This window comes from Pontibacter toksunensis (genome assembly GCF_042686245.1).
GTDB lineage: Bacteria > Bacteroidota > Bacteroidia > Cytophagales > Hymenobacteraceae > Pontibacter > Pontibacter toksunensis.
Genome location: NZ_JBHUOX010000010.1, coordinates 54425 through 68678, shown reverse-complemented (window position 1 = coordinate 68678; position 14254 = coordinate 54425). Strand labels below are relative to the sequence as shown.

Sequence of the window (14254 nt, the reverse complement as noted above, 5' to 3'; positions counted from 1 at the left end):
GTGCTGGCGGTTAAACCCAAAGATAACAGAAGTCACAACTTAGCCTGAATTTGCTTTACCTCAACCAATCGTTTAACCAGCATCATAAAGAAGAGAACTTTTGTGAGTGATAATCCTGAAATAAGCTCCGGCAACGGGCGCAGCATCGTCATTATCGGCAATGGCATTGCAGGCGTAACCTGCGCGCGCCATATCCGCAAGCGAGACAGTGAGGCCCAGATTACACTCATATCCGGTGAGACAGAGCATTTCTTTTCCCGCACGGCCTTAATGTACCTTTACATGGGGCATATGAAGTATGAGAACATCAAACCCTATGAAGACTTTTTCTGGGGCAAAAACCGCCTGCAGTTGGTGCATGACTGGGTGACAGCTATTGATGTTGAACAGAAAACCCTGCAACTACAACAGCATGACCCGGTTTCCTATGACATCCTGATTCTGGCGACAGGCTCTGTTCCAAATAAGTTCGGATGGCCGGGACGGGACCTGAAGGGCGTGACGGGCTTATACAGCTACCAGGACCTGGAGGCGATGGAGGCAAGTACGGTTTCGTGCCAGCGGGCGGTGGTGGTTGGCGGCGGCCTTATAGGTATTGAAATGGCAGAGATGCTGCAAAGTCGTGAAATACCCGTTACATTTCTGGTGCGAGAGGAGAACTTCTGGGGAAATGTGCTTCCAAAAGAGGAGGCGCAACTGGTGAACCGGCATGTACTGGAGCATCACATCGACCTGAAACTGGTACACGAGCTAAAGGAGATTTTGGATGATGGTACCGGTAAAGTAGGTGGCGTCATCACCTCCGAAGGGGAACAAATCGATTGCCAGTTTGTAGGACTCGCGGTAGGGGTAAGCCCGAATATTTCCTTGCTGAAAGATACCCTCATAGAAAAAAACCGGGGAATACTGGTAGACGAGTATTTTGCCACGAACATACCGGATATATATGCCATTGGAGACTGTGCTGAGTTCAAAACACCTGTCTTAAACCGCAGGAGCATTGAGCAGACGTGGTATACCGGGCGCATGCACGGCGAAACGCTTGCCTACAGCCTCACCCGGGAGCCGGTGCCATATCATCCCGCCGCCTGGTTTAACTCTGCTAAATTCCTAGATATTGAGTATCAGACCTATGGAATAGTACCCGCTCAGTGGGGCGAAGAACTACAGTCGCTTTACTGGGAACATCCCAACGGCAAGATATGTTTTAGAGCGGTATTCGAGGCCGAAACAAATGTGCTGATCGGCGCGAATGCTTTTGGGCTGCGGCTGCGGCATGATTTCTTTGATAACGCCTTCCGGAAAGGCAGCACCATAGAAGAAGTACTGGACAATCTGGACAAGGCGGATTTTAATGGAGAGTTTTTTGATAAAAGTTACCAGCAGGACATCGTCAGGACCTATAATGAGCAGTTTGATGCATCGCTGCAGGTAAAAAAGAAGAAAAGAGGCCTGTTTTCATTTTTAAGGAGTTAACCCGCAACATGAAGTATATAAAACCTGTCGGACTGGCCATTTTTTTTGCGGCGTTAGTTCTTTTTACTGCCCTGTTATTTGTGGGGCAATACCGGCTTACGGATACTGTTTTACAGGAAGCAGTAAGTGAAGCGCATTACCCTATCCTGAAGGAAGAGCTGGCGCCGATGATGAACGAAACCTACAGCTCCAATTTTGCATTTGTGCAGGATTTTAACCGTCTCTTCGGCGCCTATAATGACGAGCTAAGGCTGGAGGGGCAGTATGAGAAGGTTATCTGGGACGACTATGCATTTTCAGTCACCAAGGCCTCCAGCATCGGTTTTGTAGCCGATAATAAGCTGCTTTTGCTCCTCCTTACCATAGTGGCGGGTGCTTTGGGTGTGCTGATGTACGTGCTGCCAACACAGACACATAAAACCGGGGGACTAAAACACGAGGGCGTGTACCACTCCTCCCTCAAATCGAGAGGCTGGGTGGGCATTGTGCTGGGCACTTATCTGATTGTGCTGTACGTGCTGCTCTATTGGTTTGCTGAGTACATTACGAACTGGGTGCTGTTGGCAGACCCGGTCAGCATGGTACTCTCCAGTAACCCAGCCAGCAAATGGTTTATGTATGGCCTTATTTATACCCTGGCTATCCTGGTGATGGGCGTGCGTATGTTCCGTAAACACCGGGGCAACAAATACCAGACACTGCGGACGTCGTCCGTTATGTTTTTCCAGCTGGCGTTCGCTTTCCTGATTCCCGAAATACTGGTGCTTTTCAATAAGCCCTGGAACGACTTTAAGCATATCTGGCCGCTGGATTATACTTTCTTTTTTGAGTACCGGGTAGAGAATATGGTGAGCAGCGGTGCCATCGGCATGTTTATGCTGATATGGGGAATTTTGTTGATAGTAGTAGGAGTACCGGTAATGAGCTACTTCTATGGAAAGCGCTGGTACTGCAGCTGGGTCTGCGGCTGCGGAGGCCTGGCCGAAACAGCAGGTGACCCTTTCCGGCATCTGTCTAACAAATCGTTGAAGGCCTGGAAGATTGAACGGTGGATGGTGCACAGTGTGCTGGTCATAGCTGTGGTGATGACGGTGATGACCGTCGCTAATTACTTTTCTGGTTTTGGAATACTTGGTGACGCGACCGGAGTGGTGCACCAATGGTACGGTTTCCTGATTAGTGCAGCTTTTGCCGGAGTCATAGGCGTAGGTTTTTACCCGCTGATGGGCAACCGCGTGTGGTGCCGCTACGGGTGCCCACTGGCAGCCTACATTGGTATTGTGCAGCGTTTCAAGTCCAGGTTCCGGATAACCACAAACGGCGGCCAATGTATTTCCTGCGGCAACTGCTCTACCTACTGTGAAATGGGCATAGATGTGCGTTGGTATGCGCAGCGCGGACAGAATGTGGTGCGCGCCTCCTGCGTGGGCTGTGGCATCTGTGCAAGCGTTTGTCCGCGAGGTGTACTGAAGCTGGAGAACGGCCCCGAACATGACCGCATCACAGATATTCCGATTTTAACCGGAAACGACTCTACTACTATTCTGCAGTAGCTCATTATCTAGTTATACAATAGCGAGAGGAAGGTAAATATGAGCCAGAAACTGCAGTTTGTATACAATGCCAAGACAGGACTCTTTAACAAGCTGACTGATTTTGCGCATAAAGCCATTTCGCCAACTACTTACAACTGTAATCTGTGCGCGCTAACCTATGGTACCTTCACTATGAAGCAGGAGTGGGCAGATTATGTAAAGAGCCTGCCTTTGGAGGTGGAGTTTATATACAAAGACGAGTGGAAGTACAGCGCTTCCCATACTGACTATCCACTGGTGGCGCTGCAGACAGGAGATAAGAAGACAGTGGTGGTGCTGGACGCTAAACAGTTGAATGAGTTAAAAAGCCTGCAAGAGCTGAAGCTAACTATTAATGCTGCTTTGCAAAATATAAAAGCTTGATCTGTGCTAACCCACTTGCAGGATGATATCAATTTTTAGTAAGAAAACCGTTTACCTACCCTTACTCCTCTAGGAAGGTGAATATTCTACTCTTGCAGAAATTCCCCTCCTTGGAGGGGTAGGGGTGGGTCCTTTTTACATTTGATAAATAATCAATACCAACTACAACATGACAATATTCACATACCTTCTGCTGCTCTTCTCTATGGCAGCTGCCTGCAGCCCGTTAGGAGCCACTGACGCTGAAAAGAGCGATAGGGAAGTTGATTTCAAAGCCTTCGGGAAGTATTGGTACCAGGGAAAGGCGGAGCTTAATTCATATGATTTGGAACAATACCGTTATGGCGAAAAGCGACAAGGGGAGGCTGTTCTTATTTTTGTGACGGAAGACTTTTCACGGGCGAAACAGGTGAAGCTGGATAGGCCGCAGGAAAATGAGCAGGATGCACAGAAAGTGCTGAAGCTAAACATGACGAAGAAGTTCATCACCGGCATTTACCCCTACTCCATGATGCTTTCCGCTTTTACTCCGGTGTATGATAAGATCCCTGCCGCAAAAGTGACAGCGAGTGTGCAGGAGTGGTGCGGACAGACATATACCCAGATGAACCGGCAGGCGAACAGCTATGAGGTGGAGCTCCGTTCTTACTTTGAGCAGGAGGGAGACCAGCAACTGACACTAAATGGCCGCTCTGAAGATGGTATCTGGAACCTCATCCGCCTGAACCCAAAAGAAGTGCCGACAGGTAGGCTGAAACTGATACCCAGCCTGCTTGACCAGCGCCTGTCGCATATTCCACTGGAGGCACAGGACGCAACTATTACCATTCAACCAGCTCAAACCGCAGTTGCTGGTTTTGAAGCAGCAAAGCTGAATGTATGCACCGTTACCTACGACACCTATCCCCGCGTTCTGCGCATTTACTACAGTTCAACTTTTCCTTATGAAATTGCGGGTTGGGAAGAAGTGCGGAAATTAGAGAACGGGGAGGAGGAAGTAAGCAGAGCAAAGCGAAAAGCCGTTATGCTGCAGGACTACTGGACCAAAAATAGAAATGAGTTCCAGCCACTGCGAAAGGATCTAAAACTCAGCAACCCTTAGCCCTGACCTGGAGGATTGGTAGCCTTAACGTAAGGTGCCTCTGCTTGCATTTAGCATAAACTTCAGACTACTCCTGCTTGTGAACCACAACAATCTTACTGGAGTGCGTACAAAAGCATTTCACTTAAGTTGTAGCGCATGAGTAATAATTCAACTGTTGACCAGGTAATAGAGCAGCATCGTGCTTCTGGAAAATTTATTAGAGTAGATGGGGTTCAGACGTTCGCCCTAGACTACGGAAGCGGTGAACCGGTACTTTGCCTTCATGGCGTGCCAACCTCCTCTTTTTTGTACCGGAAGGTGCTCCGTTCTTTAGCTGATAAAGGCTATCGTGGTGTTTCCATTGATTTACCGGGCCTGGGGCTGGCAGAACGTCCGGAGGATTTTGATTACTCTTTCCCAAACTTTGCACGTTTCATCGCCAAAGCAGCCGAAGAACTGGGGCTGGACAAGTACCACCTCGTAGTGCACGACATTGGCGGTCCCATTGGTTTTGCCCTGGCAGCTGAAAACAGAGAAATGATACTTTCGCTAACAATACTAAATACATGGGTGGATGTGGTGCATTTTGAGAAGCCGCTGGCCATGCGCCCATTTGAAAAGCCTTTGCTGGGAGAGGCGGAGCTGGCGGGCATTCAGTACGCTACCTGGAACCTGATGTTTTCTGCTGGGGGTGTCTCTAACTCAGAAATTATTCCAAAAGAAGAAATTTACGCTTACGTGGACCTGCTCAAACGCGAAGATGGGGGAGATGCCTTTCTGAAGATCATGCGCAATTTCGCAGATTCAGAGGAGTACCGGGAGCTTTGTTACAAGGCTGTTCAGGGTGTGCCTTACCCGGTGCAGGCCATTTGGGGAGCCGAAGACCCGGGGTTGCGCTATGAGCGCTATGGTACTGAAGTAAAGGAAGCCGCAGGTTTAGCAGAAGTACACAAACTACCCGCCAAGCACCTGCTCCAGGAAGAGCAATGGGAAGCAATCGCTCAAATGATTACAGAAATAGCGGCGCGTTCTAAGGAAATGCTGCCGAGGTAAATTTTTTGTCATTTCGACCACCGGGAGAAATCTGAATTTAAATGCTCTTTTTAGTAGCAGATTTCTCCCGGTGGTCGAAATGACATTTTAACTGTGTCCTTTTCTTTGATTCTGTCTCATCTCAAAACCGCTCATGGTAAAGTATCGACATAGAGCACATTTCCAGCACACACTCCTGTAGCAGGAGCTGGTCAGTGGATTTATCTGCTATCAACTGAAAGGTAATATGAGCGACTTCAGGAATACCTAGCGCCAGGCCTAGTTGCTCCGCCACTGATATCGCTCCCAAAGAGTTGTAGTTGGAAAGGTATACCTGGTGCAGGTCCTGCCAGGGACCTCTGGCCCCGCCTGTCAGCGCTATCATATCACCCAGAGCCTCGCGTGCTTTTCCGGCCATCGTGCCTAAAAGAGAGCGCACATCCGAGGGTTCTCGGTCTATGGCAGAGAACAGCTTCCCCCGTATTATCTCCTCATGTGTTTCCGCACGCATCGCTATTTCTGCGAGGTACTGCTTGATGTGAGGCTCGTCAATTTTCTCTACTGTATCGGAAACAAGCTTCCGGTAAGATGCCTGCGTGAGTAGGACATTGTTGAACCAGACGGCGGCTCTGTCGAGTTGTTTGCTCCGGGTTTCATTATCGAGCTCGATGAGGATGGGCATTGTTTGTGTTGTATTATCCATTGTTGTTTTCCTTTTTAGTTACCTTCCATAGCACACCTGTGTGAGCGTAAGCCAGCATGTTACCCGATGTTACCTGTACTCCGCCGAAATCCAGCACATACAGGCTTTTTCCATCGGGGCTGAATTTGCAGGATACTGGCCGCTCTATACCGCCACCGCCTACTTTAGAGGCAGGTCCCATTTCTTTGTTGTGGACGAAAGGCTCCGCTGTTCCGTTTTTTACATTTACCCGAACCACTCTGAACCCGTGGTTTAGGTCTTCAGGGTGCGGGGAGTTTAGCGGTGCCATCGTTCCCCATTCCGCTACGAAAAGTTCTCCCCTGAAGCCAAAGGCATCAGACCGTGAGAAGTCCATGCGGCACATGCAGGAGTGCGGCTGCTCTAAAAAGGCGGCCGGACCTGCTAGTGGTGGATGATTTTCCATCAGCATTTCTGCCGGTGTGCCTCTGGATGGCAGGTGGGACGGATGATTTACGGGCAGCCCGTCGTGGCAAAAATCCGGAAAGCCATACCAGTCTGGTGTTTGGATGGAGCCGAAAGGTTGGGAAGCGTTTTTGATGTGCCAGATACAGTCAGGGTCCTTGGCCATTGCCCGTTCTCCTTTCTCCTCAAAGTCATTATCTGAAACGTAAAGCTCGCCTTCTTCATTCAGAGCCATGCCAAAGGGATTGCGGATACCCCAGGCCAGCAACTCCATATCAGAGCCGTCCGGACGTGAGCGCCAGACGGCAGAGTTGCAGTTTATACTGCCTTTTACTACTTCTCCTTTTTTTGCGGCTGTACCAAAAGGTTTGAACGGCCCTGTTTCTACCATGTATGGGTATGGCATGCGCGGGTCACGGCTCCTGACATTGTTTCCACTCAGTGTCACGTCCTGCCCCGGCACGTCATGCGCCAACGGGTGCTTGGCCATATCCACCGTAAATCCTGCCGGCAACACTACTCCTTGCTGAGATACAGAGCCGTTTCCGAAATACATTAATCCGTCATCACCGAAGATAGGCCCTCCCGGTTCATGCCAGCCACCGCTGGGCAGCGAGTCAATCAACACTTTCAGCTCACCAGTCTGCAGGTTATACTTCACAATCTGCATGTGGTAACCGCCTTTCAGCGCCATGTAAAGCTCGCCGTCGCGCCAGGCAATGCCTCTTGGCCCTGCCTGCACATTCATGTCTATTGTTTCTGTCTCTCCGTTTGCGTGCAGTGCAATTACCCGGGCAGGCATATAGGGGCGCGTAGGCCACGAGCTGCCGCCTTCGCTCACAAACACAGTTCCTTTATCGTCAAAAGCGATGTCGGTGGGGAAGGAGAGACCCACCATCACAGGCTCTATCGTATATCCGTCCGGCACCACCACATCCCGGGCATCTACAGTAGGCCGTGCAGGTATAGGAAGGTTATGGAGGTCCTGCGGATGGGCAGTGCCTGCCTGAAATTTTGATTTCGAGATTTTGAAACCGGTGTTCTTGCGCCTTTGTGCGTTACTTGTTTCCATAGGTTGAAATTAGAAGTATAGGTTTTTCTGCTCTTCCTCCTAAGGAGAGCGTAATTTGAAAGAGGTGCTTTAAGGGTGTCCTGCCTTAGTAAATGGCAGAGGTGAAAACCTATATTACATTTGCTTTCCTAAACAGCAGATGCCGGGAAAGCAGCTATAGGTTGGTAGTTGGTTAGGGTGTGGCTATTTTATACAGTAGCAGAAAGGCAAAGGTTATCTGGTTTGTTCTTTTGATATGGGTAGGTGTTTTTGAATGGAGAAGGTACAACTGCACTGACTTTATGTACAGGTAAGAAAACTGTTGTTGAAGAGAGGATGGCAGGAGAAAGTAAGGTTTCCTTGCCTGACAAGGAAGGGTCGGAGAACTCCGGTAAAAGTTGCCTTAATCAGCAGGTATAGCACATCAGCTAGCTGGCATGAAACAGTAAATCAGGTAGCCTAAGCTTCTAACTCCGTACTATATAATAGCTCATTCCGTTTTTTGCCATTCAATGTGATGGCTCCCATTTTGCGCAGGCAGTAGGTTATCTGGCGGCAACGGTGTAGCGGTAGCTGTAAAGCAGCAGCCAGATCTTTATTCGAAAAGGGCTGGGCAATGTTAGCGGGAATAAAAGTCAGCAGGTCTTTTGTACTCTTGAAATTATAAGATTTAACCACTTCTATTAGTCGCCTGTCTACTACGCTTACCCGCTTTCTGTGCTTGCTGCCCTTTCCGTCGCGGCACCTTACTTCCTCTTCCTTAATAAAAAGCACTTCAAAAGAGAAGTTATCATGGGCCATCAGCTCCGGTATCCGCACCAGCTCTTCGAAGAGATCACTCAGCTTTCCTTTGTAAGGCGATTTGCGGCGGGAGGCAATCTTTTGGCCTGAAGTATCTACCTGCACCACCCATTTCTCAGAAGTAACAGGATGCAGCAGGTGCACCTTGTGCTGCTTTAAAAGTGACTTTAGTTTATTCCGAATGGCTGAAAAATTGCGGGTTTGGATTTCAATCAGCTGTTCCCCCCGCACCAGGTCTATCACGTAGCCGCCCAAAGGCACTTCAAACCTATCCTCAGGCAAACTTACCCACTGTTTCAGGGCCGCATGCAGCGATCTTTCGTTGCGTAATCCTATTCCGTTGCTTGCTGCGCTTTCTTTCTCTTTTGCTTCTTCGGGCATGTTGAAAAGGATACTTTTTCTTTTATTTCACTAAGGCTGGCAAAGATAACAAAGCATCCGGAATGCTTCTTAGTCAAATCAGTTACTTATAACAGTATAATAAAACAGAACCTGTTACTTAATAAATTTATACTTAAATCTATAACTATATTTATTTAATGTTATGACAATTTGAGTATAGATACTGAGCATTATTACGTGTTTATAGCATGTTTCTTCATGATGAAAGTGCGTATGTACAGGGACATTTTCATGCTGTTACAGGGGTTGCTCCTGCTGCTACAGCTTAGATATACTATCATCTATGTTCAAAACAAACACAACAAACCCTGTACCGGTAAACCCCGGTGAAAATTGGACTGATACAGAAACAAATGCACCTGCTGAAAAAAGAAAAGCGAGCAGCATCACAACTGAAACAGAGAGCTTTTTAAAGAACCTTCCTGATGTTGTTTGTCTCTCTCACCTGCGTTGGGATTTTGTGTACCAGCGCCCTCAACACCTGCTATCCCGATTTGCAAAATATGGGAGGGTCTATTTCGTAGAAGAGCCCATTTTCGATGATTCACATGCCTCAAGGCTGAATGTCTCTGCCCGGGAGGAGAACCTATATGTGGTGGTGCCTAATCTACCGCATAGATTAACAGCAGAACAAATAGAGGAGGAACAGCGCACGCTCCTGAATAGCCTGCTAAAAGAGCAGTTGCTGGAGCGCTTTATACTTTGGTACTATACGCCAATGGCTTTGGGCTTCTCGAGCCACTTGTCACCAGCCTTAACCATTTATGATTGCATGGATGAGCTTTCGGCGTTTAAATTCTCGCCCCCACTCTTAAAGGAGCTGGAGCAAGAGCTTTTTAAAAGAGCTGACCTGGTCTTCACAGGAGGCCAAAGTCTCTACGATTCCAAGAAGAAGCAGCACATGCAGACGCACCTGTTTCCGAGCAGTATTGACAAGGCACATTTTGCCAAAGCAAAAGAACAGCTGGAGCAACCAGCTGATCAGGCCGCTATACCAGCGCCTCGTATCGGTTTCTTCGGTGTGATTGACGAAAGGATGGATCTGCAGTTGATAGCAGCGGTGGCAGATAAACGGCCGGACTGGCAAATTGTGATGTTGGGACCGGTGGTGAAAATTGACCCGGCAGATTTACCGAAGCGGGAGAATATTCAATACCTGGGAGGTAAATCTTACCAGGAACTGCCCGCCTACATCAGGGGATGGGAAGTAGCGCTTATGCCATTTGCCCTCAATGAGTCCACAGAGTTTATCAGCCCAACTAAAACACCGGAATATTTAGCAGCCGGGAAGCCTGTCGTCTCCACCCCTGTCCGGGATGTGGTGAAACCGTATGGCGAGGCGAAACTGGTGCACATTGCGTGCACACCAGAAGAGTTTGTCTCTGGAGTAGAAGCCGCCATGGCACAGGCATCAGATCCAGCGTGGCACTGCGACGTAAATGCTTTCCTGGCAGGCAGATCCTGGGACAACACATGGCGTGGCATGGTGCAACTCATGAGCCAGGCGCTGCAGCACCAGACAGCCTGATCTTAATTGCCCTTTAGCCAGGGTGTAAAATTTTCATTTAAAGTAGAAAGGGATAAGTATGTTCGATTATCTTATAGTTGGGGCTGGCTTTGCCGGTAGTGTGGTGGCTGAAAGGCTTGCATCCCAGTTAAATAAAAAAGTACTCATAGTAGACAAACGGCCGCATATAGCAGGCAACGCTTTCGACCATTATAATGAGGAGGGGATACTGGTGCACAAGTACGGGCCTCACATCTTCCACACCAACTCCAGGGACGTGTTCGACTACCTCTCCAACTTCACCGAGTGGCGTCCCTACGAGCACCGGGTGCTGGCCAGCGTGGACGGGCAGCTGGTGCCCATGCCCATCAACCTGGACACCATCAACAAGCTCTACGGGCTGAACCTGACGGCCTTCGAGGTGGAGGGCTTCTTCCAGTCCGTGGCAGAGCAGGTGCCCGAGGTGCGCACCTCCGAGGACGTGGTGGTGAGCCGCGTGGGGCGGGAGCTGTATGAGAAGTTCTTCCGCAACTACACCCGCAAGCAGTGGGGCATGGACCCCTCGGAGCTCGACAAGTCGGTGACCTCACGGGTGCCCGTGCGCAGCAACAGGGATGACCGCTACTTCACCGACACCTTCCAGGCCATGCCCCGCCACGGCTACACGGCCATGTTCGAGAAGCTGCTCAGCCACCCCAACATCAAAATCATGCTCAACACCGACTACCACGAGATAGTGGACGTGATTCCCTTCAGGAAGATGATTTTCACAGGGCCCGTGGACGAGTACTTCGACTTCTGCTACGGCGAGCTGCCCTACCGCTCGCTGGAGTTCCGGCACCAGACCCTGGAGCAGGAGGTGCACCTGCCCACGGCGGTGGTCAACTTTCCCAACGAGCACGCCTACACCCGCGTCACCGAGTTCAAGTACCTGACGGGCCAGCAGCACCCCAAAACCAGCATCGTCTATGAGTACCCGCAGGCGGAGGGGGAACCGTACTACCCCGTGCCCAAAGCGGAAAACGCGGCTATATACAATCAGTATAAAAAGTTGGCAGACCAAATCAAAGACGTTTACTTTGCCGGAAGACTGGCAACTTACAAGTACTATAACATGGACCAGGTAGTGGCCCAGGCACTGACTCTCTTCAAGAGGCTGAAGACAGCGCAGGAAGAAAAGGCCCTTGTATTGGACAGCGTTGCAGTAAGCAACGGAAACGGCAAGGGAACAATGGTAGCGGCTACCTTAAAGAATGGCATAAATGGAGCAGACAAAGCATCTGATTCTAAATACAAAGACAACTGAATTAAAGGAAATATATATAAGCGACACTGCTTCGGGGCTGGAGCAAGAGGTAGTGCAGAGTACAGCAAATGACCTTCCCTGGATACAGGTAGCTCCTGACGCACCTTACTTCGTTACAGACGAAGGAGAGAACTGGACACCCATCGGGCAGAACGACGCTATAACCTGGCCCGATTTTGCGAATGCTTTCAGGCGGAAGGACTTGAAGCAGGTGGAGGGGCACTTAGCCTGGCTCGCCAGCCATGGCGTGACCTGCCTACGCTTTATGCTGGAGTATGCCCAAACTGAAAACCGCTATTTTGAGCGGCCGACCGGTACGTTTTCGCCCAACATGGTGCGCCTCTGGGATAACCTGTTTGAGCTGTGCGGGAAGTATAAGATCCGCATTTTGCTCACGCCAGTTGATACCTTCTGGATGTGGATCAGGTGGAAGCACCACCCTTACAACAAGCAGAATGGTGGCCCCTGCAGCCACAGATCGCAGTGGCTGCTTTGTGCCAATACCCGAAAAGCAATCAAAAACAGGCTCACGTTTGTGACGGAGCGCTGGGGCGGGAGCGGTGTTTTGTTTGCTTGGGATTTGTGGAACGAGATACACCCGGCTCATGCCAATAACCGGACCGAAGTCTTTCATAGTTTTATCAAAGAGGTAAGCGAACACCTGCGGGAGACGGAGATGCGCCTGCATGGCCGTTCGCACCCGCAAACAGTGTCGCTGTATGGGCCGGTGTTAGATGAGAACCCGGAAGTAGCGGATGCTATATTCCGTCACCCTAACCTCGATTTTGCCAGCACCCATTTTTATGATGCGGCTACTATCAACAACCCCAAAGATACGTTGTGGTCTGCCATCGTGACGGGGCGGTTGGTGCGGGAGGCGCTGGAGCACCTGAACAAATCAAGGCCGTTTTTTGATAGTGAGCACGGACCAATACACGCTTTCAAGGACCGCAAAAAGACTTTGCCGGAGCCTTTTGATGATGAGTACTTCCGCCACATGCAGTGGGCGCACTTTGCATCAGGTGGTGCTGGGGGAGGTATGCGATGGCCCAACAGGCATCCGCACACGCTCACCCACGGCATGCGCTGTGCTCAAAAGAGCCTGGCCGCCTTCACCAGCCTTATCGATTGGAAGCGCTTCAAACGGAAGAACCTGAACTATGAAGTCCAGACCAATTCTACTGCTGTCACCGTATTTGCCTGTGCCGATCAGGAGCAGGCTGTGGTATGGGTGCTGCGGACTGATACGGTGCGTAAGCGCGAAGGAAAACTCAACCCGGCAGCAAGACCCCTCGAGGTGGGGCTGAAGGTGCCGGGCATGGAGAAAGGAAAATACCTCTTCACGATCTGGAATACAGCAGAAGGCAAGACTATACTTCAGGAAGAGGCCCAGAACTTGGTTTCAGGAAGTCTCAGCGTAGTTATACCTGCCGTTGTGACTGATGTGGCGCTGGCTATCAGGAAGATTGGTTGAAGTGGTAGGAGGGGGTAAGTAAAACCTCTTATGAGAATGTTTACTTGCCCCTTCTAAAAGGCATAGGTACAGTGAGCCTAATATACTTTGCATCACGAAGTGTGCTTTAGTTGAAAGGATTAGAGACGGGAAAAGCCTATTTGATTTTATCCTTCGCCCTTGATCAGAAACATCCATAACTATAAGCGCCAATCACTTTTTAATAAAAGCCTCTTGCCGTTGCGGTATTTTTCCGAGGCGGGCTACCATCCATTGTACGGCAATGATAGTTTTGGCATCACGGAAGGTCTGGTTTAGTAGTTCATCTGCACTTAGAGTAACTATTTCTATCTGCTCATGCTCTTCATCTAAACCGCCACCTTCCTTTGTTTTGGCACTAACTTCTGCATAGTAAAGGTGCACGATTTCTGTGCAGGCGCCGGGAGAGGTGAAGAAGTCCCATACATGCTCTATGTGGTCTACTTTGTAGCCTATTTCTTCTTCTATTTCCTTTAATATTGTTTTCTCAGGATCACCGTCTTCGAGGACACCGGCAACAACCTCCACCAATTCTGTTTCGGCGCTGTAGCGGAACTGCTTCACGAAAATGTATTTACCCTTTGTGGTGTCGTATACAAGTGCCGCCGCAGCACCTCCGCTATCGAACTGCTCCCGCTCAATTTCCCTGCCTTTGTCTTCTAATATTACCTTTCGGAAGGTATAGAAGCCATCATACACCGTTTCTTTTCGCTTTATCTTCATATCTTTTTATTCCATAGTTAGCGCCTGTTTACGTTTCCCAACTCCCTGCAGCTATAGGCTATGCCTGCTAAAACAGTTCATACATTTACATAAAACAGCTTTGCGCTTCATGAAGTTGTCAGGTTTTTTCAAGTCCTTCAGAAGGAAAATTTCCTGCATCAGGTTATAAATCAGGAGCGTAGTCTGCTTCTGTACGTGATAGTGATGTATGCCAGTGCTGGGGAAACCAAAGAGGTATTACTACTTAAATTGTGCACGCATCAAGGGCTGTACTCCTGCAACCCGAAAAAGCTGTT

Annotated in this window: 12 protein-coding genes; 8 read left to right on the top strand and 4 right to left on the bottom strand. The window is 49.5% G+C overall.

Going from position 1 to position 14254, the window contains the following annotated elements:
• The first annotated feature begins 102 nt into the window (after window positions 1-102).
• The 5 genes from ACFS7Z_RS14260 to ACFS7Z_RS14240 all read left to right on the top strand — a co-directional run bounded on the left by ACFS7Z_RS14260 (window position 103) and on the right by ACFS7Z_RS14240 (window position 5571).
• The gene (locus tag ACFS7Z_RS14260) at window positions 103-1476 is read left to right on the top strand and encodes an NAD(P)/FAD-dependent oxidoreductase (RefSeq protein ID WP_377485704.1); all 1374 of its coding nucleotides are present in this window, start codon (window positions 103-105) and stop codon (window positions 1474-1476) included.
• An 8-nt stretch (window positions 1477-1484) separates the two neighbouring features.
• Window positions 1485-3029 carry a 4Fe-4S binding protein gene (locus ACFS7Z_RS14255; protein ID WP_377485702.1) on the top strand — a complete coding sequence of 515 codons (1545 nt, stop codon included), beginning with the start codon at window positions 1485-1487 and terminating at the stop codon, window positions 3027-3029.
• A gap of 39 nt (window positions 3030-3068) precedes the next feature.
• The gene (locus tag ACFS7Z_RS14250; RefSeq protein WP_377485700.1) at window positions 3069-3434 is read left to right on the top strand and encodes a hypothetical protein; all 366 of its coding nucleotides are present in this window, start codon (window positions 3069-3071) and stop codon (window positions 3432-3434) included.
• A gap of 169 nt (window positions 3435-3603) precedes the next feature.
• On the top strand, window positions 3604-4536 hold the full coding sequence (locus ACFS7Z_RS14245; protein ID WP_377485698.1) for a hypothetical protein: 933 nt from the start codon (window positions 3604-3606) through the stop codon (window positions 4534-4536).
• Window positions 4537-4674: 138 nt separating this feature from the next.
• The gene (locus tag ACFS7Z_RS14240; RefSeq protein WP_377485696.1) at window positions 4675-5571 is read left to right on the top strand and encodes an alpha/beta fold hydrolase; all 897 of its coding nucleotides are present in this window, start codon (window positions 4675-4677) and stop codon (window positions 5569-5571) included.
• 121 nt (window positions 5572-5692) lie between these two features.
• On the opposite strand, the gene ACFS7Z_RS14235 is transcribed toward ACFS7Z_RS14240, so the two are convergent.
• The 3 genes from ACFS7Z_RS14235 to ACFS7Z_RS14225 all read right to left on the bottom strand — a co-directional run bounded on the left by ACFS7Z_RS14235 (window position 5693) and on the right by ACFS7Z_RS14225 (window position 8909).
• Entirely contained in the window at window positions 5693-6253 is a 561-nt protein-coding gene (locus ACFS7Z_RS14235; RefSeq protein WP_377485694.1) for a hypothetical protein, read from the bottom strand.
• Window positions 6246-7748, bottom strand: coding sequence for a PQQ-dependent sugar dehydrogenase (locus ACFS7Z_RS14230; RefSeq protein WP_377485692.1), 1503 nt, complete (start codon window positions 7746-7748; stop codon window positions 6246-6248). Before ACFS7Z_RS14230 ends, ACFS7Z_RS14235 begins: the two co-directional genes overlap by 8 nt.
• 438 nt (window positions 7749-8186) lie before the next feature.
• Complete coding sequence (locus tag ACFS7Z_RS14225) at window positions 8187-8909, bottom strand: hypothetical protein (RefSeq protein ID WP_377485690.1); 723 nt, start codon at window positions 8907-8909, stop codon at window positions 8187-8189.
• Between the two features lie 304 nt (window positions 8910-9213).
• Between ACFS7Z_RS14225 and ACFS7Z_RS14220 the strand changes: the two genes are divergently transcribed.
• Genes ACFS7Z_RS14220 through ACFS7Z_RS14210 form a run of 3 tightly spaced genes read left to right on the top strand, consistent with a single transcriptional unit; the run spans window position 9214 to window position 13217 of the window.
• A complete protein-coding gene (locus ACFS7Z_RS14220) occupies window positions 9214-10458 on the top strand; it encodes a glycosyltransferase family 1 protein (RefSeq protein WP_377485688.1) in 1245 nt (414 codons plus the stop codon).
• 58 nt (window positions 10459-10516) lie between these two features.
• Entirely contained in the window at window positions 10517-11743 is a 1227-nt protein-coding gene (gene glf / locus ACFS7Z_RS14215; RefSeq protein ID WP_377485686.1) for a UDP-galactopyranose mutase, read from the top strand.
• Window positions 11700-13217: a hypothetical protein gene (locus tag ACFS7Z_RS14210; protein WP_377485684.1), complete on the top strand. Its 1518-nt coding sequence runs from the start codon at window positions 11700-11702 to the stop codon at window positions 13215-13217. The genes glf and ACFS7Z_RS14210 overlap by 44 nt, the downstream gene beginning before the upstream one ends.
• 192 nt (window positions 13218-13409) lie before the next feature.
• Here the strand turns inward: ACFS7Z_RS14210 and ACFS7Z_RS14205 are convergent, their stop codons facing one another.
• Window positions 13410-13958, bottom strand: a complete 549-nt coding sequence (locus ACFS7Z_RS14205; RefSeq protein ID WP_377485682.1) for an NUDIX domain-containing protein — start codon at window positions 13956-13958, stop codon at window positions 13410-13412.
• Window positions 13959-14254 lie beyond the last annotated feature (296 nt).